This is a genomic window from Ureibacillus chungkukjangi (genome assembly GCF_003217295.1).
Classification (GTDB): domain Bacteria; phylum Bacillota; class Bacilli; order Bacillales_A; family Planococcaceae; genus Ureibacillus; species Ureibacillus chungkukjangi.
The window spans coordinates 1-19897 of sequence record NZ_QJTJ01000042.1 but is presented as its reverse complement, the minus strand read 5'-3'; the positions used below and the strand labels follow the sequence as shown (position 1 = coordinate 19897).

Sequence of the window (19897 nt, the reverse complement as noted above, 5' to 3'; positions counted from 1 at the left end):
TGTTCGAGTCAATTTTCCGGTTGACACTCAAGCATCATACAAGAGGGCTTTTTTTATTTCAAGTCCCCGAAAATCCTTCTAACAGGAATGCTCCTATATAATACGTCAGCATAAAATCTGAGTACATCCTTCAAACAATTTAATTGATTTGCTCAAACTTCATGCACTTAAAATTTCTAATCTTACTTACAACACGTACACAACCTATGTGTACATGTTGTAATTGTAAGAAATCCGTTTACTTCATTCTTTAGTCGATACTTTTCTGACCTTACCCGGAGCTAATTGAGCACCTTCCACTTTTCTTTTAACGAATTGTTTTTAGAGCTGTCGCCCAAGGAATTACTTGGTCTAGCATTTGATTTACTGAATCCGCTTGAACTTCCTTCGGCTTGAAGTCGGTACCATTTTCAAAATCTGTGAATAAAGATAACGCTGGGTGTACACGTACATCGGCTACTAATAATTCACCTAAGATTCCGCGTAAGTGTTCTGCTGCACGAGCTCCGCCAACGGAACCATAAGATACGATACCAGCAGCTTTGTTATTCCATTCCTCACGTAAGTAATCTAATGCATTTTTAAGAGCTCCTGAAATTGAATGGTTATATTCTTGCACGATAAATACAAAGCCATCTTGAGCTCCTACTGCCTGTGACCAAGCTGCTGCTCCTGAAGCATCTCCCGCTTCGCCTAGTAGTGGCAATTTATAATCAGCGATATCAATGATTGTATAGTTTGCATCACCGCGTTTGTCTGCTAATTCTTTAACCCAAGCACCAACTTGCGGGCTTACACGTCCATCACGTGTCGATCCTAAAATAATCCCTATGTTTAATTTAGTCATTGTTTGTTCTTCCTCCTGTTTTTTACCGAATAATTTATCTAAAAACCCCATATTCCTTGTTTCCTCCTTATTCGTATTCCTTGTCAAAATGCTTTGTACTACGAACTGTATCGATTGGTCTTACTAATTTTTCAATTTGGTCACGTTTTTCTTCAAAGAACGGAGGTAATGCTAGTTTTTCACCGAGCGTTTCGTATGGTTCATCTCCCATAAAGCCAGGTCCATCTGTTGCTAGTTCAAATAAAATTGAAGGGGCAACATTTGAATATAAAGAGCCGAAATAGAAGCGTTCTACGTAACCTGAGTTTGGTAATTTGAAGCTTTGCAGACGTTGCTGCCAGGCTTCTAAATCCGCACGATCATCAACGCGGAATGCCGTATGATGAACTGTGCCAAAACCTTGTCTAGCTTGAGGAAGCACTGTGTTGTATTCAACGATTACCTGTGCCCCATTTCCACCCTCACCCATTTCAAATAAGTGGAACGAATCTTCTGCTGCTACTTCTCTCATAAAGAACACTTTTTCGAGAACCTCTTTGAAATAGTCAAAGTAGGAAGTTCGAACAAAGATTGGGCCTAATCCTGTAATGGCGTATTCTAGAGGGATTGGTCCCTTTTGCCACGGTGTTCCCGACTCTACTCCTTCATTGAACTCATCCGAAATCAACTGATATTGTTGGTCGTCAAAATCCACGAAGCCTAAAACCTTCTTACCGAATTGTTCTTTAATTCCCGTATGCTTTACGTCTAAACGATCAAAACGCTTTACCCAATACTCTAATGCAGTATCGTTTGGTACACGGAAGGATGTTTTAGAAATTTCATTTGTACCGTGAACACCCTTTGGAATACCAGGGAAATCAAAGAAGGTCATGTCCGTCCCAGGACTTCCAACGTCATCAGTAAAGTATAAATGGTATGTTTTAATATCATCTTGGTTAACAGTTTTCTTTACTAAGCGAAGACCCAGAGTATAAGTGAAGAAGTCATATATTTTTTCCGCACTACTTGTTATAGCCGTTACATGGTGAAGACCTTTTAGTTCATCCATTTTTATTCCTCCTACACAATTATCTCGAATTCGAGATATTAATATAAAAAAATTTTGTCCTATCAATATTATGGTTTGGTTTTTATATTTCATTCAAAGACTTAAAATATCTTCAATTCGAGATAATAATAACACCTGTTCAAGACTGTTGTCAATCTCATCACTTACTTCAAAGAGGAGAGCAACTCAAGTATATGAATTGCCCTCTTACCTCTATAAGTTAAGCAGCTGGGTTAACTTCTAATTCAACTTTGATTTTGATGTCTTTTCCTACTAATACGCCACCAGTTTCAAGAGCTGCGTTCCAAGTTAAGCCGAACTCTTCACGGTTGATTTTAGCTTCTGCTTCGAAACCATAAACCTCAACGCCCCATGGGTTTTTACCTTTACCGCCATACTCTACATCAAACGTTACTGGATTAGTTACACCCTTGATTGTTAAATCACCAGTCACTTTGTAGTCATCGCCGTCTTTAGTGATGCTTGTAGATTTGAAATCGATTGTTGGGAAGCTTTCTCCATCAAAGAAATCACCTGATTTTAAGTGATTGTCGCGGTCTTCGCTACGAGTGTTGATGCTAGTTACATCAAATTTAAATTCGATTGTTGCTGTAGTTAAATCAGCAAGATCCGCTGCTTCTACTTCTGCAGTATAAGCATCAAAAGTTCCTTTCACCTTTGAAACCATCATGTGTTTAACTTCAAAACCAACGCTTGAGTGTGATTGATCTACTGTCCATTTTGCCATTTTATATTCCTCCATTTTGTTTATCTCGAAATCGAGATATTATATTAAAAAAATAATTTACTTACTGTTTCAATGTTTATACTTAGAATTAATTTATCTCTAATTCGAGATAAATTTATCACATTTTAAATGCATCTGTCAATAAGGTTCCTTAACTTTTTAAACAAAATAAAAAAGTTGCCCTATAATAGAGCAACCTCATGTTTACTTCTTTTTTTGCTGTCTAGCGAATTTCTCCCATTGAACAAGGGATGGGTATGGGTCAAATGCCCACTCTGTGCGACCATTAAATTTGTACATTCCATAATGTAGATGAGGAGGGAATTTTCCAGAAGTACCTTCCTTCCCATATCCCGAGCTTCCCACTCCGCCAAGGAGCATTCCCGGTTCCACAATATCGCCCACTTTTAAATCTTTGTTGAAGTATGCTAAATGAGCATAGTAATGGTACGTATTGTGATTATCTCGTACACCTACTCGCCAGCCACCAAATTCATTCCATCCCATTACTTCAACAACACCATAGGATGTAGAAACTACTGGTGTACTATAGCCTGCAAAAATATCTGTACCTTCATGTATACGTCTTCCGCCCCAGCCACGATTGGCACCCCATGTTCCTCTATAGCTATAGTTGTAGCCACGTACAGGAACAGGGAAAACATGTATATCTAAATCAATGGTGTCGTAATGCTTATACATTTTAGTAATGGTGAGTATTTGTTTAACCACCTGTTCACTTTGGTAATAATCATATAAAGCCAGCTTGAAGTCCTCTTCAGTCGGGCCAAATTTACTTAGAAAATTTGCCATTGTGAACATTACATCCTCGTCATCATCACGACTTGCAATGCCATCACCATTCCCATCAAGTCCTAAACCGCCAAAATATTCGATTGAAAACGGCGAGGTATCATCTTGCTGCGGATTCAATGCTCCAGACCAATACTCTTTAGAAAACTGAATGGCAACGGTGCTTTCTCTTTTTGGAATGTCCGGTCTAACCGATTGGATGTTTCGCTCATATTGATCGATTGCAGCTAAATAATACCAAGGAATAATATGATCCTGATATTGTACATACATCGACATTCGCTGTTCTACTACCTGTTCCCTGGAAGGTGCTTCATTTGCATTTGCGACATCAGAAATGACTGTACTACTAACTAACATTAATATAAACCATGGAATCAAATGCCGGATCAAATAGAAACCTCCTTTCGTTTTTAGAATGTCCGAAAATTTTCAATCCATGAGTAATGAAATATTTGGCTTCTAATTTAGAAATTGAACTAAAATGAACAAGTAAATTCTTCACTAGTTAAAGCAAAATTTCTAATGTAAATATTTTGGTCAGTTTGTGGAATATTATTTGCAGAAGTTTTTGTCATTCCTTAGCTAACTTATAGGAAATAATACTTCAATATGGTAAGATGAGGTAAAAAATATAGGGGGAATTACCGTGGAAAATTTACAATCCGTTGAGCAATTTGAACAGCTAAAAGCAGAAGGAAAAACCATTTTTATGTTTTCAGCAGACTGGTGTGGGGATTGTCGCTTCATAGATCCTGTTATGCCTACTATTGAAGAGAAATATGCAGACACATATAAATTTGTAAAAGTAGACCGTGACGAATTCATCGACCTTTGTATACAGCTTGATGTGTTTGGAATCCCAAGCTTTGTTGCTTATAACAATAATGAAGAAACAGGCCGTTTTGTGAGTAAGGATCGTAAAACTCAAGAAGAAATCGAAGCATTTATCGATGGTTTAAAATAACAATCATGATTTTATCATCTGTGGGTACTATAAATGTACATTCAAAAAAGCGCCTTATAAAAGACGCTCTCTTCTATAGATGAATATAATAGCCGCAGAAAATAACATCCCCGACGCATTAGGCGAAGGGGGTTTTTCGCGCTTCATAAAAATAAATTTATATAAGTTCAAAATGTTTCGGGTTACTTTTTGGCTTTAAGAGCGCTTCGAACTAACCATGTCGCAGTTCTTGCTAAAATTTCCGTACGTAATTGCACTAGCTCTTCATATTCATAGAAGAATAAAAGCTTTTCTTCCTTTACGTTTTGCCCACTAGGTGTTTTCGTTAGAACAAAATGAGCAAAGGACTCCGAAAAATCCTCTTCAGGAGAGTACATTGCATATCTTGAAACATAAAAATCCTCTATTTTACCTTGTCCCCCCTGCTCCCAAAACCGCTTGTAGAAATTACTTAAATAGGCATTCTCATAAAAACACCCTGAATCCTTCAAAAATAACGAGGTACATCTTTTTTCAGGCACCCAATAATCAATTTGACTTTGATTTAAAGAGAGAAAGTGTGCATATTCATGTAAGTATGTAACAAGCGTTTCTGAAGCTAGCTCGATATCCTCATTATTCATTCCTAAAGTCCAAAATCTCCCGTATCTATCGTGCATCGATACATAGGCAAGAGTGTCACCACTTTCAAAAACCTCAAGTCGGTTAATTTCTTTTCTATATTGTTCAGGAACCAACCAGCTAAAGCTATACCAAAGATGTGAGTGATATTGCATCACTTCTTCAGTTACTGCTTGCTCCGTATAAATGACTTCTCCTTCATGATCAACATTATAGCTTGCGAGTAAGGTTATCCCTTCATTCCCAGTTGCAACAGATTCCTCATAAACTAATGAACCATAATCAGCTTCTAGATCTTCTACTACTCTATTCCCCCATTCAATGCAGGAACTATTATCGGTACACTCAATTTTTAACGAACAGGCTTTTTCTTCTTCAATATAGATTTCATTACTATAGCAAACATTCAATAACTCAATTTCGTCACTGGAAGTCTCCAATTCTAATATCTCTTCTTCTGGAACTTCTTTAACTGAACTTGCTTCAATCGCTGGTTTAGCATATACCGTAACAACTGGATTATCTTCCACTGACTCTTCACAACCTAACAAAAGTACAATGAAGGCAACTAAGAGAAAGTGGAAAAGCTTCAAAAGGGACTCGCCTCCTTTCATACGTCACACTATATATTACTAAAATTAACCAATTTAAATGAATGAAAATAGAAATGTTTTTGTCGCTTTCTTACTACAATTTACTTAAAAACTTCATAGTTATCGACATAAAAAAGTGCACCCTTTTAGATTCTAGCTAAGTGTGCACATTCTTCGTAAATTTTTTAATTATATCCTTTTTCATGAAACGGCTGCAGCTGATCTAACCACTTTTGTTCCATTGCCATTAGCGCATCTCTCTCGTTAAAGTACAAATCACCCTCATCCTTTTTCAAGGTTTCCAAAATTTTAAAGGAAAACGCTTCTTTACCAAACTCATTCCAATCAGATTGCAGTTCTTTATTTATATGAGTATTGTTATTGAGCGTAAATTTAACCCCATTAATGGTTTTTAAATTTCTTGTGCTTTCTACAAACACTTTACCATTAATATTATTTTTAATTTCATAGACACCAGCAACAATCGCAATCTCTTGATATTGATGCTTCAATTCTTTTTTTCTATCCATACGAGTATCTCCCTTCCGAATAATCTATTTTTTAACCCAGTAAGCACTGCCGTCTGCTTTTCTATCAAAAAAGCCATATTCGATTAGATATCTTCTTAACAATACGAAATCTTCATGTATCTCCTTCAAAATTCCGTTCATTTCCTTTTCTGTATAAACCGCAGCCTCATCAAATCGCTCTACAATCGCTCGTAAAATAACGATACGCTGCTTTTCTTTTGGAGGAAACTTTACTATTGGACCATTTAACCCTTGAGTAAAATACTTCTCCAGGATTTTCGTCTGTTCCTCAGTCGTAACAGAATAACGATCATCCACCATTGTTGCATGCTTATGTGGCGTCACAAAAGCTGGTGCATTCTGATCCTTTTCCTTTAATAGCTCCATAATCGCTAATAGTGTTTTCGCCTGACGTTCCTTCTCCTTCAATACAAAGCGATGATGGCGGATTGTCGAACTACTTCCGATTCCCATCTCTTCTTGTATTTCCTTATCACTCATACCTGTGTAAAAATGACGAAGAAGCGTTGTTTGATGCTCTGTCAGACCGGTGAATTTCTTATCCAACCCAACTAAATACTCGAACACAGATCCATGCTGTTGTTCAACATGCAGCCGAATAAATCGACTTGCTTCGTACAAAACCTTTCCCTGTGGATAAATCACACCTTTTTCGATTTGCTCTCCACATAAAAGACATGTATATCGATTTGCATCTTCTGTATAACCATCCTTCATTTCCTCTAATGTTGCATTCCAAAACAATTCTGATTGACTCATATACCACAACACCCTTCACTCTAAACAGAAATCACATTCGTTTACTAATTAAATAAACTAAAATGTAATACGTTTGTTTAATCACTAACAATTTATCAAAACGTTTAGAAACTGTCAAGGTTGAAATTGGGGAACTTATACATTTATACTTTCATAAAAAATAGAGTAACTAAGGAAATCCTCAGTTACTCTTCTAGATATGGTTTTATAGTAGCTCACATTAAGATAAACATAACTACTTATCTTTTTCCAATAACACGATCAACCCCGGTAATAGAATTCCTCGAATTAGGAAAGTATCCAACAGGATTCCAACTGCCACTATGAAGCCAAACACAAATAACAGTTCCATTGGTTGGGTCATAAGTACAGCAAAGGTTGCTGCAAGAATTACACCCGCAGATGATATAACCCCACCGGTGTTTGTAATTGCAATTTCTACCGCCTCTTTCACCGAGTGAGCCAATCTTTCCTCCTGGAACCTGGAAATAAGTATAATATTATAGTCAATTCCTAGGGCTACCAAGAAAACAAATGCATAAAGCGGCACTCGATCACTAATAGAACTTATATCAAAGAATAAATTACTCAAAAATAATCCAAGTCCTAAAGCTGCTAGGAAGGATATCAAAATCGTACCCATCATGTAAATCGGCATTTTAAATGACTTCGTTAAGAAAATTAGCATTATAAATATTAAAATAGTTTCTAACACTACAATAACGATAATGTCTCGATTATTAATATTTCTATCGTCAACCTTTGTAGCGGTTTCCCCTGCAAAATAGAGATTTCCTTCAACACTACTTTCAGTCAGAATTTCATCACCATTATTAATGATTTCTTCCATAGCATCGATGGTTTTATTAGCGTAAGGATTATCCTCAAAGGTTAGACTATAATTGATTACCTTTTGGTCTTCTGTTACAGCATTAATACGAACATCACTGACTTGGTTCTGTTTTGCTAGTATCCTTCTTAAATCTTCTACTTCTGCAGATTTTACTGCTTGCTCACTTTCAAATAAAACAGTTGTGGGTGCAAGAGTTCCTTTATCAAACTTTTCCTCTAATACTTCATAGCCTTGACGTGAAGGCATATCATCAGGAAAAGACTTCATAGTGTCGAATTCATACTTCAAGTTAAAAATATTACTTGTAGCTAACAATAAGATAATGCTAGATATAGCAACAGAAATACCTGGTTTTTTTGCAACAAATTTACCTACCTTTCCCCAAAGTGTCTCTTTGCGAGAAATTTGATCGTCAACTTTCGGGATTCTCGGCCAAAATGATTTTCTGCCGAATAAAGTAAATAGCGCTGGAATAAGCGTAATTGACGCAACCATGATAATAATCATCGTAGTGGCAAAAGTAGGTGCAAAATTACGATAGTCTCCTGATTCTGCAAAAAACAATACAAGCATCGCTACCAAGACAGTTCCACCAGAAAAGAAGACAGGCATACCCGTTTCCTTCATAGCAGCTCTCATAGCTTCATATTTACTCTCTTTAGTCTTCAATTCCTCACGGTAACGTGAGAAAACAAATAAAGAATAGTCGATAACTGCTGCAAATAAGAGAATGGACATTATCGATATAGTTTGACTACTCATCAATACTCCGTTTTTCCCCATAAGGCCAAGTATTTGTGTTACAACCAGATAGACAATAGCTGCACCTAAAAGTGGGATTACGGCCAATAAAGGGGATCTATAAATTACAATTAATAATACTAAAATAATGGCAACTGTTGAGAAAATCAGCACTAAATCTGCTCGTGTAAACAATTCAACAGTATCAGTAGCAATACCAGCTGGCCCCGTTACATATAAATCCAAATCTGAAGAATCTTTCACAATAACACTAATTGCATCAATTAAATCCTTCATTTGATCTGTTTCTAAAGAAGAATCAAACGTTAAAGGAATCAGGGCAGTTGTTTGGTCCTCTGAAAAAAACTCTGTTGCCGCTTGCGGTGGAATCTTCGATAACTGGACTACTTGTTGTAGCCCTTCAATTTTTTCACTTTCAATTAAATCTAGGATATTGGCAATGTCTAAATAGTTAACCTGTCTATTGTTTGATTGAAACACTAATATTGCCGGTATTCCCTTACTATCCTCAAAATATCTATCCACTTTTTCTTGAGAGATAATCGATTTTGCATCCTCTGGAAGTGTTTCTAATTTTGAAACCTGATAATCTCTCACACTCGGTGTGAATAGTGTTAAGCCAATTGTGATTATTAACCAAGTCGCTAAGGTTACATACATACCTTTTTTAGTTGTAACTCTGTCGGTGATTGCTTGTAGCAATTTCCTCATAATGAACTCCTTTCAAAATGGATTAACAAAAGTAACACAAGTGTCACTTTAATCAAAAAAATTATTGACACTTATGTCACTATCATTATCTTTCAAAGTAACACAAGTGTCAATTACTCTTATTTTAAAAATCCATAGCAGAGTACTTCTTTAATCGAACGAACCCATTCCGATTGAGAAATCCCATGATGGTTAGGAATTAAAATGGATTGGAATATTACCCCTAAAATTAATGGGTCTGGAACGGAATCTCTGAACCTTTGCTCTTTTCGCCCCTGTTCGATAAACCCCTGAAGATATTTGTACATAACAAGATGGAGGTTTTCTAATTCGAAGATACCCTTTTTCACCTTTTCATTTAAGGGAATACGTTGACCAATCTCAATTAATTGCGGGATTGTGGAATTTTTAAAGATTAGGTCCATTAAATAAGTTAATTTCCCCTCAAATGAATCATACCGTTCTATTTGCTTTAATTCTTCAAGGAAAATGTTCATTTCATATTTCATAAAATTGATTATCAGTTCTTCTCGGTTATCAAAATATTTATATATAGCTCCTCTGGATATATCCAAATCCTCTGCTAAAAGACTAAAACTAAATCCCTCATAACCATTTTGAAGAAGGAGCTGTTTAGTTGCACGATATAAATCATCAGTTGAAAATTTCCGTTCACGTGCCATTTGGTCACCCCCTCAAAACACTATTATAGTGGAAGAGGATGCACAAAGGAATAAATGAGCGTACTAATAAGGCCGATTAAATATGATATATTAAGGTAAATATTAAAAAATAGAAGGGAAGCATTCAACACCTCCCTTCACCACTTTACACTTAGCTAACGAATAATAGCTTTGTAGCAATATATTTTCTGGCTTCTGCAGTAAGTAATTGTATTTGAACAACCTCTCGCTCAATTGCTTCTTCACCAGTAACAAAGTCAACAAATGTGCCACTTAAATTTTCAAAAATACTGATGACTTGGTAGCCTTTGTCAAAGTAACTATCAATTTTGTTTTTCTCTTCCATAAAAGTTTCATACTCAGACATGCTTACACCTCACTTTTCTACTCAAAGTCTTAGATTTTCAAAAATTATTTAGTGCTCTTTCAAGTCATAAAGCTGGCAATTCTCGACTGGCGTTCATTCCAGGTCATGCTTGGCAATGTCTGTTTTATCTCTACCATGTCGATAGCACCATCTACAGGACAAACAATAGAGCATAGGTTACATCCAACACAGTCCTCTTCACGTACCTTCAAATAAGACTTCCCAGTTGCATCTTTTAGCATATCGATACATTGGTGGGAAGTATCCTCACAGGATATATGGCATTTGTTGCAGTTAATACAAACATCATTATTAATGCGAGCGACCACTTTATAATTTAAGTCTAAATCTCCCCAATTCGAGTATTTCGGAACTGATTTCCCTACTAAATCCATTACCGAGGCGATTCCCTTTTCATCTAGATAATTATTTAAACCATCAATCATATCTTCAACAATGCTAAAGCCATGATGCATAGCTGCCGTACAGACCTGTACACCCGTTGCACCCATTAATATGAATTCAGCAGCATCCTTCCAATTTGAAATACCACCAATTCCTGAAATTGGGATGTCAATTAGGGGGTTACGAGCACATTCCCCAACCATATTCAACGCAATTGGTTTTACTGCAGGACCACAATAACCTCCATGTGCCCCTTTACCAGCAACATGCGGAACCGTATTCCAGCTATCTAGATCAACTCCCATTAAACTATTTATGGTATTAATCATACTGACTGCATCTGCACCGCCACAAACAGCAGCTTCTGCCGTTACTGTTATATCAGTAATGTTAGGAGTCAATTTAACAATTACCGGTGTTTTTGCTACTTCCTTCACCCAATAGGTTTGCTTTTCAACCAGCTCAGGGACCTGACCAGATGCAGCACCCATCCCGCGTTCAGCCATTCCATGTGGACAGCCAAAATTCAGCTCTAAACCATCTACACCGATATCCTCTACACGTTTAACTATTTCATGCCATTTTTCTTGCTTTGGCTCAACCATTAAGGAAGCAATTATTGCATGATTTGGAAATCTCTTTTTTGTTTCATAGATTTCCTTTAAATTGACCTCTAATGGTCGATCTGTAATTAGCTCAATATTATTGAATCCCGCGACCTTCTTACCATTGAAACTAGCTGCCGCAAATCGAGCAGTTGTATTTATGATTGGATCGCCCAGCGTTTTCCAAACCGCTCCTCCCCATCCTGCTTCAAAGGCTCTTTGCACTTGATAACCAGAGTTAGTTGGTGGAGCAGAAGCTAACCAGAAAGGATTTGGTGATTTTATACCTGCTAAATTAATTTGTAAATCTGCCATATCAATTCCTCCTTCTTATGCAATTTCAGACTGTAGCATAAAGGTACGGTGAATGGCTTTTGCTACTTCTTTTCCTTGCTGTGCTGCCGAAACAACCATTGCCTCTCCTTGACCGTTACCAAATATACAATCACCGCAAGCGAATATATTTTCTTGTGAAGTTTGGAAGGTCTCAGAATCCACATCAACTACACCCTTTGTATGATTTAAACCAAAGGCTTCGATTAGCTTTGTATGCTTAGATTGACCAATTGCCTTTATCACCACATTCACATCTAGTACGGTTTCAGAATTCTCAAGAGGCACCGGCTTTTGTCTTCCATCTAAGCCTGGCTCATCCAAGGTCATTTTCACACACTCTAAGCCTGCAACCTCATTTTGTTCATTACTCACAATTTTACTTGGTGCTGTTAACCATCTAAATTCCACACCATCCTGTTTAGCAAAATCATACTCAAACTGATAAGCAGACATTTCATTTTTTGTTCTTCTATAAACGATTTTGACATTCGATGCTCCTAGACGAATGGCGGTTGTCGCAGCATCGATTGCTGTATTTCCCGCACCAATTACCGCTACCTTCTTGCCGATCAATTCATCTGTTGGGGCATCTACCTTTGTCTTTTTCACAAATTCAATGGCATCATAGACACCTTTTAAGCCTTCTCCTTCGATACCTAAATTCGGTACTTGGCCCATTCCTACGGCTAAAATCACACGCTCGAATTGATTTATAATTTCTTCGGTTGAAATATCAACGCCTACAGTTGTGTTTGTTTTAATCTCCACACCAAGCTGTTCAACCTGATCTACTTCCCACTGAACAACTTCTCTTGGTAGTCGGAAAGAAACAATTCCATAGCGGTCTAATCCGCCTGCTTCTTCGGCCGACTCAAAAATCGTCACCTGGTAGCCTAGTAAACTTAGTTCTCTCGCAGCAGATAAACCAGCTGGACCACTCCCAATAATGGCAACTGATTTACCATTACTGTCTCCCGCTTTAAATAAAGGCTCTTTTTGTTTCATCGCCCAGTCTGTCGCATAGCGTTGTAGGTGCCCAATAGAAATCGGCTTTGTGTCATGATTTAAAACACATGCGCCTTCACATAATTCTTCTGTTGGGCAAACCCTTGCACAGCTTGCTCCCACTGGATTTGCCTCCAAAATCGTTTTAGCCGAGCCTTTTAAATTATCTGTGGCTATTTTTTTTATGAATTTCGGAATTTGAATACTTGTTGGACATGCCGTTATACAAGGGGCATCATAGCAATATAAACAACGATTCGCTTCCTCGATCGCTTCACTCCTTGTTAATCCTTTGTGTATCTCTTCAAAATTCTCCACTAAATTTGAAGAAATACGACCACCTGTAATAGTACTCATACGATTCCCCCCTAGATTAAAGCTAAAATAAATACGAATTAGATACAGCGACTTCTAATACACCCACTTGTTCTTTCGCAACTTTACGTTTTAGATATTTTCCGTAATCTAACGAACCAACAAATTGTTTATCTTTAATCACAAACTCTCCTCGCAATAGGACACTAACCGGCTCCCCCAACACTTCTAACCCCTCAAATGCATTGTAATCAACGTTCATATGATGATTTTCTGCTGAAATGGTTCTTTTTGCATTTGGATCAAAAATTACAATGTCTGCATCAGTGCCAATCGCTATTGTTCCTTTTTGAGGATATAAGCCAAAGATTTTGGCAGCATTTGTTGAGATCATATCAACAAAGTCATTGAGTGAAATACGTCCTTTAGCGACACCCTCTGAATATAAAACACTAAAACGGTCTTCGATAAATGGTCCGCCATTTGGAATTTTTGAAAAGTCATTGATACCTAATTGTTTTTTTCCGTTGAAGTTAAAAGAGCATTGATCAGAGCCAATTGTTTGTAGTTGTTTTGCTTTTAAAGCATTCCATAGAGGTTCTTGATGTGATTTTGGTCGTAGAGGTGGAGACCATACATATTTGGCACCTTCAAAATCAGGTTTTTCAAGTGCTGTTTGGTCTAAAGTTAAATACGGTGGGCACGTTTCGCCGTAGACATCGTAGCCTTTTTCGCGAGCCTTGATAATTTCATCTACTGCTTCTTTACATGTCACGTGGACCACATAAAGCTTCGCACCTGCAACATGTGCTAATTCTATTGCACGTTTCGTTGCTTCCCCTTCGATTTCTGGAGGTCTAGTTAGAGCATGGTAAATAGGAGCAGTATTTCCGGCTAGCTTAGCCTCTTCTACAAGCTCATCGATAACTGAACCATTTTCACAATGGACCATTACGACAGAACCGGTTTCTTTTCCGATTTTAAACGCCTTATAAAGAGTACGGTCAGATGCTTGGAATTCCTTTGCATAGGCCATAAAGACTTTGATAGAAGTAATCCCCTCTTTTTCTAATAACAAAGGGAGTTCTTTTTCTGTTTCCTCATTTAAGTCACTAATCATCAAATGATAGCCATAATCGATCGCCGCTTTACCTTTAGATTTTTCATTCCATTTTATAACGGCATCAGATAGCCTAGTTTCCCCAGCTGTTAAGACAAAATCTAAAATGGTAGTTGTTCCTCCGAAGGCAGCTGCAATTGTTCCTGATTCCCAATCATCATCTGTTACCGTATTATTAAATGGCATATCTAAATGAGTATGGGGGTCAATTCCTCCCGGGAATACGTACTTTCCAGTTGCATCTATCACTTGGGCATCCTTGTCTTCAATCTTAGTCGCAATTTGAACAATTTTTTCATCTTCTATTAAAATATCTGCCTTAAACGTATCTGTCGCAGTCGCAATTGTACCACCTGTAATAATTTTCTTTGCCATAGTTTGAACTCTCCTTTTCTCATGACCAATTACAAGCCTGTAATCAATTATATGCTTTCATTTTCATAGAAAATCTCAAAATATCGAATTATTAAAATAGACGTTGCTCGATTTAATAGAAGGATGAAATCAAATTAACGCTTCTTTCATCGCTACCTTTGTTTGTAAATTCAATACTGTTTCAAGCAATACATCCGCCCCTTTAACACAATCCTCAAAGGTTGTTTCTTCCTCTTCACAGTGACTTTTACCATTAATACTCGGAACAAAAATCATGGCAGATGGAATGTAACTCGCAATGAATTGTGCATCATGACCGGCTCCGCTATATAGCCGTTTAGAGGAATAACCATATCCGTTGGACGCCTTTTCGATTTGGTTGCAAATTTCCTGGTCAAACACCACCGTGTCACGATCCCATAGCTTTTCTTTCTCTATTTTGCATCCACCCTCTAGCTGCGGCAGAGCGTGAATGATTTCTTCTACTTTAGCTATTATTTCTGAGTCCTTATGTCTTGCCTCTATTGTAAAGACTACTTTATCGGGAATAACGGTATGAATATTAGGTGTAACGTTCATTCTTCCTATTGTGTATACTAGCTCCTCATCCACTTTACCAAGCTCTTCGAGGAGCATCGTAATACAGTTGTTAGCTAAGAATAACGGATCCCTTCGCAGCTTCATCGGCGTTGTACCAGCATGGTTGGATTCACCAAATAGACGAATTTCATAGCAAACCATTCCTAGTACTCCTTCTACAACACCAATTTGGATATTTTCTGCTTCTAATACTGGGCCCTGTTCAATATGTAATTCAATATAAGCAGATGCCTCCGTCAAACGATTTTCTTCACTACCCTCGTACCCACTATTTTTCAATGCTTCTTCAAAAGAAACATATTCTTTATCGATGGATTTCAGCATTTTTGCTTTATCAAATTTACCTGATAGAACCCCTGAACTCATCATGGATGGTTCAAATCTTGCACCTTCTTCATTGGTGAAATTTACAATCGTTAAAGGTACATCTAATTCAATATCATTCTCTCTTATGGTCCTTACAGCCTCTAATGCAGTTAATACACCCAGAACGCCATCAAACTTACCACCCTTTACAACCGTATCTAGGTGTGACCCCATCACGATTGGAGGTAAGCTACTTTTTCCAGGAAGTGTCGCATAAATATTGGCCATGTCATCTAGTCGTATTTCCATCCCTAATTCCTTACAGCATTTTATGAAAAAGTTTCGAGCTTCTAAATCCTCTGGGGATAAGGAAAGCCTTGTTACACCACCTTTTTCAGTTGCACCAAACCGACTAAAGGCAACAATGGATTCTTTCAAACGAGCTTCATTGCATTTATACATTGAACACCCTCCAATACTTATGTTAACTTTTTTAACATATAGATTTATAGTTTATTTTAAGGTAAAATACTCTTACAGAATATGGTCATTCTTACTAAAGATTTTTGTGCAATTGCATAGTTCTAATGTTAAGTCTTCTAACATCCTAATAAGGGAGGAAGTTTAATATGGCGTCAGTAAGCGATCTACTAGTAGAACCAGAATTTAAAATGCTCAAATTAATAGCAGGAGAAAATGGGCTTTACAGGCAAATTTCTGGTATAAATGTGATTGAAAGCGTTGATCTAATTCCTTTTTGCCGTCCAAACGAAATCATCATTACAACCGGGATTCATTTAGATAGTGACTCAAAACAATTAGAAGAGCTTATAGAAAAGGCATTTGAGAAGAGGGTAGCGGGGTTTATCGTTAATACGGGACCTTATATTTCAAAGATACCTTCTTCAACTATTCAATTTGCCAATGATAAACAAATCCCTATTTTTGAAATGGCCTGGAAATATCGTATTGCCGACTTACTAAAAAGTACTTTTCAATTCCTTTCAGTAAAACAACAGTCTGCACACCAGCAGCAATCAGATGAAAAACTTCTATACAATTTGATTTTTCACTATGATGAATTTCAATTTTCGATTGAATCCTTGGAAAAACGCGGATTCCCGAATGGTTCAGAACTCGGAATTATCACTTGTACAACACCTACTTCCTCAAAAAATAACATTCATCGTTACGAATCAATTATTCTTTATGAATTTCAAAATCGTTATAATTACTTCCTAGCTTTAAAGCAGCATAATCAATTAATCTTTCTTATAAATCGGCAAGAGGTTAAAACAGCTCATATCCCATTTTCCAAAACAGTAGAGAAAATCTACGAAAAGGTGACTGAGATGAACGGTCAAGAGGATTTAATAATTGGTATGGGGAATTTTTCAACTTATTTAGGAGATATCGCAAAAAGCTACAAAGAATCTCTAACCGTCATTCACTTAGTAGAGCAGCACAAAAATCCCTTCATTCAAAAATACAAAGAAATTGGTGCCTATAAGCTACTAATGAATGTATCCGATCAATCAATTATAAAGGCGTTTCAACAGGATATGTTAGGGCCGCTTTATATGTATGACCACCTCCATAACACTGATTTTGTGCACTTTTTACGTATTTTCCTTGCAGAGGAAGGCAGCACTATTAGAATTAGCAAAAAACTATTTATTCACCGAAACACTGTGAACTATAAAATAAAAAAGATTGAAGCATTACTCGATGCCAACCTCAATCATACTTTTACAAGAACTAATTTAAATATGGCGTTGATGATTGAAGACATTTTAAGCCAGAAGAACAATCTATTAGAAAACTCGACTAAGCGCCAAGTCTTTTAGCAATATGCATTAGTTGCACTAAGGCGTAAAGTAAAAAATGGTGAAAAAGCTTAGACTTTTTCACCATCTATCTATTTATTTTGCTGTACTTTCTTTGCTTCGAAATGCATGAATAATAAAGGTTAATATAAACGCTAAAACTAATACGACAATAAATATTTCATTTGGAATGTGGATATTTACGAGAGTTAAGCCCATTTTAAGTGCAATAAATACTATCAACACATAGGCGGTCGTTTCCAATTCTGGCACCTTATTCATAAGAGTAATGAAAAATGTCGCAATACCTCGCATTAGTAAAATACCGATCATCCCTCCAAGTAAAACTACCCATACCTGTTCAGAGATAGCGAGTGCCGTAAGAATACTATCTACTGAAAAAGCTAAATCCATTAGCTCTACACTAATTACCGTTGCCCAAAATACACCGAACACCTTTACTAACCAGCCCTTGGGTTTCGCGTCAGCTTCCTCATCAGTATCCTGACCTTTACTTTTTTCACGGAAAAACTTAAATGCTAAATACAATAAATAAAGAGCCCCTATTAGTTTGATTGGCCAGAATTTAATTAACACTGTACCGAGTCCAATAAAGATAAAACGGAAAATGTAAGCTCCCCATAGCCCATAAATTAGAGCCTTTTTTTGCTGTTCCTTTGGCAGTGGCTTTACGAAAGCAGAAAGCACCAATGCATTATCTGCTGATAAAATACATTCCATGACTGCTAAAGACAAGATTAGTCCCCAGCTTTCCGAACTCGTTAATACGTTTGCCCACATATGCCAATCGAACATGGAAGCATAAGTTGAAAATATTTCTTCTAACACCCTACTCGTCTCCTCGAATTATGAATTGTAATTCATTTGCCATTCAATAGAAAAAAGATATATCCATATAATAGATATACCCCAAATTTACTCGTATCAATTATATGGCATGTCATTTCTAACAGTATTCATTATATACCTTTCAATTAATTTCAACCAATTTTCACACATAAATTTTATTGGTTAACCTCCCAATTCCACGTTAAGAATTCATTTTTTCAGAAAAATTTCTTTAATAGTAAATTCAGGATAATAATTCCAACCCCTTATGAATATGATGAATAACACTATGTATGATGGAGGTTTGGGAGTGGAAAATGTAAAAGCTATTGCCACCTTTCAGCTTATTGGAGAGGAAGTTTATCGTACAAATACGTATATACAATTTGGATCTTCGCGCAAGTCATTGGGTGCCGTGATCATGTTAAACCCTGGTTCAGCTGAGTTACAAGGAGAGGCAAGAAAAAAGCTAATTATGAATGGTTCCCATACTGATGAAACGACGATAGACAATACCATGCGTCAATTGATTCATTTTATGAAAGCTACTCATTCAAATTTAGAGGGCCGACTTCATATCTATAATTTATTTTACGTTAGAAATACCGCAAGTGTGGAAGCTATTGAACTTTTTGAGCTTTTGAAAACTACTGGGAAATATCCTACCATCACACTGCCTTCTCTTTTTGAAATGACACAGCATCCTTGGATCCTCATGGGCTGGGGAGTTGAAAAAAGGAATAGATGGCGTTATTTTGAGAAAGAAAAAAGAGATTGGCTTCAACTCATTAATGCAAGCGGCATCCCTTCATTCGGTGTCTTATCTGAGAATAACGAATACTTTCACCCTTGTCCAAAAGGTCCTGCCAAATCCGAAAGACTCCAACAGCTCATCCAAACATTCAACTTAAATATCAAGCCTCTTTCACTTGAAAAGTAAACATACCACTTGCAATTAATATAGAATGCCTCCCTATTAAACAATCCTAAAAACATGGAATTTCCTGCACTGTTGCTATCTAAATAAAAAAAGAGCTAGGAATATTCCCTAGCTTTTATTATTGCTTAAGTCTTAGTTTTGCCTGTTTTCGCATCCGATCTACTAAGAAGCCGCCTTTAAAGGATTTTGGCTCATAGGAAATGATAAATGCTTTTGGTTCAATGTTTTCAACAAGTGTAAATACTTCTTTTTCACGATTTCGCTTTGCTAATATTTCATATTTATAGCGATCGCTATCTCGCCCTTCTCCAACATAGGTTGTAATGGCGAAACCATTTATTCTTAATGTATCTACGAGTTCTTGATTTTTATTTTGTGTATTAATAGTGATATAAACGTAACCAATCGCTAATTTGTTTTCAATTTTCGTTCCTAAGAACATTCCCAGTCCAAATCCAACCGCATAAACAACCATCGCTAGTATATTTTGATCTCCATTAAACACTAAAGAAAGACCAAAAACATAAATCAGCATTTCTAGTATCCCAAAAATAGCCGCAAATAATGTAAGATTTTTTACTAAGAAAATCGTACGCAACGTTAATAACGGTACGTAAACGAGCTGCAATATTAAAATTAATATAATATTAGTCATACAAACGCCTCTTTCAAAATAATCTATTATCCTTATTGTTTACCCACAATGACGTATTGTACTCTTATTATTTTTTATCGTCTAGGTAGAAACCAATAATTTAACAATAAAAAGATATTCAAAAAGCCACTAGCTTTTATAAAATGTACCCTATAAGATGGACACTTTAAAAAAAGTCCTTCTTGTAGGGTACTTTTGTTTATAATGAGAAAAAAGATGTTGGAGCGGAATTAG

The 19897-nt window shown here is 36.7% G+C and carries 19 protein-coding genes; 3 read left to right on the top strand and 16 right to left on the bottom strand.

Annotation, left to right across the window (positions count from 1 at the left end; genetic code table 11):
- Positions 1-307: 307 nt before the first annotated feature.
- The 4 genes from BJ095_RS17535 to BJ095_RS17520 form a co-directional block, all read right to left on the bottom strand.
- Positions 308-898 (bottom strand): NADPH-dependent FMN reductase, encoded by a 591-nt coding sequence (locus BJ095_RS17535; protein WP_107937613.1) that lies wholly within the window; start codon positions 896-898, stop codon positions 308-310.
- Between the two features lie 16 nt (positions 899-914).
- Positions 915-1898: a ring-cleaving dioxygenase gene (locus BJ095_RS17530; protein ID WP_107937611.1), complete on the bottom strand. Its 984-nt coding sequence runs from the start codon at positions 1896-1898 to the stop codon at positions 915-917.
- Positions 1899-2118: 220 nt separating this feature from the next.
- A complete protein-coding gene (locus BJ095_RS17525) occupies positions 2119-2646 on the bottom strand; it encodes a YceI family protein (RefSeq protein ID WP_107937609.1) in 528 nt (175 codons plus the stop codon).
- Between the two features lie 204 nt (positions 2647-2850).
- Positions 2851-3849, bottom strand: coding sequence for a M23 family metallopeptidase (locus BJ095_RS17520; protein WP_404427954.1), 999 nt, complete (start codon positions 3847-3849; stop codon positions 2851-2853).
- A gap of 259 nt (positions 3850-4108) precedes the next feature.
- On the opposite strand from BJ095_RS17520, the gene BJ095_RS17515 reads away from it, so the two are divergent.
- Positions 4109-4426, top strand: a complete 318-nt coding sequence (locus BJ095_RS17515) for a thioredoxin family protein (protein WP_107937607.1) — start codon at positions 4109-4111, stop codon at positions 4424-4426.
- A 182-nt stretch (positions 4427-4608) separates the two neighbouring features.
- On the opposite strand, the gene BJ095_RS17510 is transcribed toward BJ095_RS17515, so the two are convergent.
- From BJ095_RS17510 to BJ095_RS17465, 10 genes are all read right to left on the bottom strand, one after another.
- On the bottom strand, positions 4609-5640 hold the full coding sequence (locus BJ095_RS17510) for a hypothetical protein (protein ID WP_181418116.1): 1032 nt from the start codon (positions 5638-5640) through the stop codon (positions 4609-4611).
- Positions 5641-5825: 185 nt separating this feature from the next.
- Entirely contained in the window at positions 5826-6170 is a 345-nt protein-coding gene (locus tag BJ095_RS17505; protein ID WP_107937603.1) for a GIY-YIG nuclease family protein, read from the bottom strand.
- A gap of 24 nt (positions 6171-6194) precedes the next feature.
- Positions 6195-6950 carry a DUF2087 domain-containing protein gene (locus BJ095_RS17500; RefSeq protein ID WP_107937601.1) on the bottom strand — a complete coding sequence of 252 codons (756 nt, stop codon included), beginning with the start codon at positions 6948-6950 and terminating at the stop codon, positions 6195-6197.
- Between the two features lie 235 nt (positions 6951-7185).
- Positions 7186-9276: an MMPL family transporter gene (locus BJ095_RS17495; protein WP_107937599.1), complete on the bottom strand. Its 2091-nt coding sequence runs from the start codon at positions 9274-9276 to the stop codon at positions 7186-7188.
- Between the two features lie 119 nt (positions 9277-9395).
- Positions 9396-9959, bottom strand: coding sequence for a TetR/AcrR family transcriptional regulator (locus tag BJ095_RS17490; RefSeq protein ID WP_107937597.1), 564 nt, complete (start codon positions 9957-9959; stop codon positions 9396-9398).
- Between the two features lie 151 nt (positions 9960-10110).
- Positions 10111-10326, bottom strand: coding sequence for a hypothetical protein (locus BJ095_RS17485; RefSeq protein WP_107937595.1), 216 nt, complete (start codon positions 10324-10326; stop codon positions 10111-10113).
- A 59-nt stretch (positions 10327-10385) separates the two neighbouring features.
- A complete protein-coding gene (gene preA, locus BJ095_RS17480) occupies positions 10386-11651 on the bottom strand; it encodes an NAD-dependent dihydropyrimidine dehydrogenase subunit PreA (RefSeq protein ID WP_107937593.1) in 1266 nt (421 codons plus the stop codon).
- A 15-nt stretch (positions 11652-11666) separates the two neighbouring features.
- Positions 11667-13034, bottom strand: coding sequence for an NAD(P)-dependent oxidoreductase (locus tag BJ095_RS17475; protein ID WP_107937591.1), 1368 nt, complete (start codon positions 13032-13034; stop codon positions 11667-11669).
- A 22-nt stretch (positions 13035-13056) separates the two neighbouring features.
- Positions 13057-14487 (bottom strand): dihydropyrimidinase, encoded by a 1431-nt coding sequence (hydA, locus tag BJ095_RS17470; RefSeq protein WP_107937589.1) that lies wholly within the window; start codon positions 14485-14487, stop codon positions 13057-13059.
- Positions 14488-14616: 129 nt separating this feature from the next.
- The gene (locus tag BJ095_RS17465) at positions 14617-15855 is read right to left on the bottom strand and encodes a Zn-dependent hydrolase (RefSeq protein WP_107937587.1); all 1239 of its coding nucleotides are present in this window, start codon (positions 15853-15855) and stop codon (positions 14617-14619) included.
- Between the two features lie 167 nt (positions 15856-16022).
- On the opposite strand from BJ095_RS17465, the gene BJ095_RS17460 reads away from it, so the two are divergent.
- Complete coding sequence (locus tag BJ095_RS17460; RefSeq protein ID WP_107937585.1) at positions 16023-17240, top strand: PucR family transcriptional regulator; 1218 nt, start codon at positions 16023-16025, stop codon at positions 17238-17240.
- A gap of 75 nt (positions 17241-17315) precedes the next feature.
- Here the strand turns inward: BJ095_RS17460 and BJ095_RS17455 are convergent, their stop codons facing one another.
- Positions 17316-18035 (bottom strand): TerC family protein, encoded by a 720-nt coding sequence (locus tag BJ095_RS17455; protein ID WP_107937615.1) that lies wholly within the window; start codon positions 18033-18035, stop codon positions 17316-17318.
- A 343-nt stretch (positions 18036-18378) separates the two neighbouring features.
- Between BJ095_RS17455 and BJ095_RS17450 the strand changes: the two genes are divergently transcribed.
- Entirely contained in the window at positions 18379-19008 is a 630-nt protein-coding gene (locus BJ095_RS17450) for a DUF1643 domain-containing protein (protein ID WP_181418115.1), read from the top strand.
- 118 nt (positions 19009-19126) lie between these two features.
- On the opposite strand, the gene BJ095_RS17445 is transcribed toward BJ095_RS17450, so the two are convergent.
- The gene (locus BJ095_RS17445; protein ID WP_107937581.1) at positions 19127-19663 is read right to left on the bottom strand and encodes a DUF2179 domain-containing protein; all 537 of its coding nucleotides are present in this window, start codon (positions 19661-19663) and stop codon (positions 19127-19129) included.
- Positions 19664-19897: the final 234 nt, after the last annotated feature.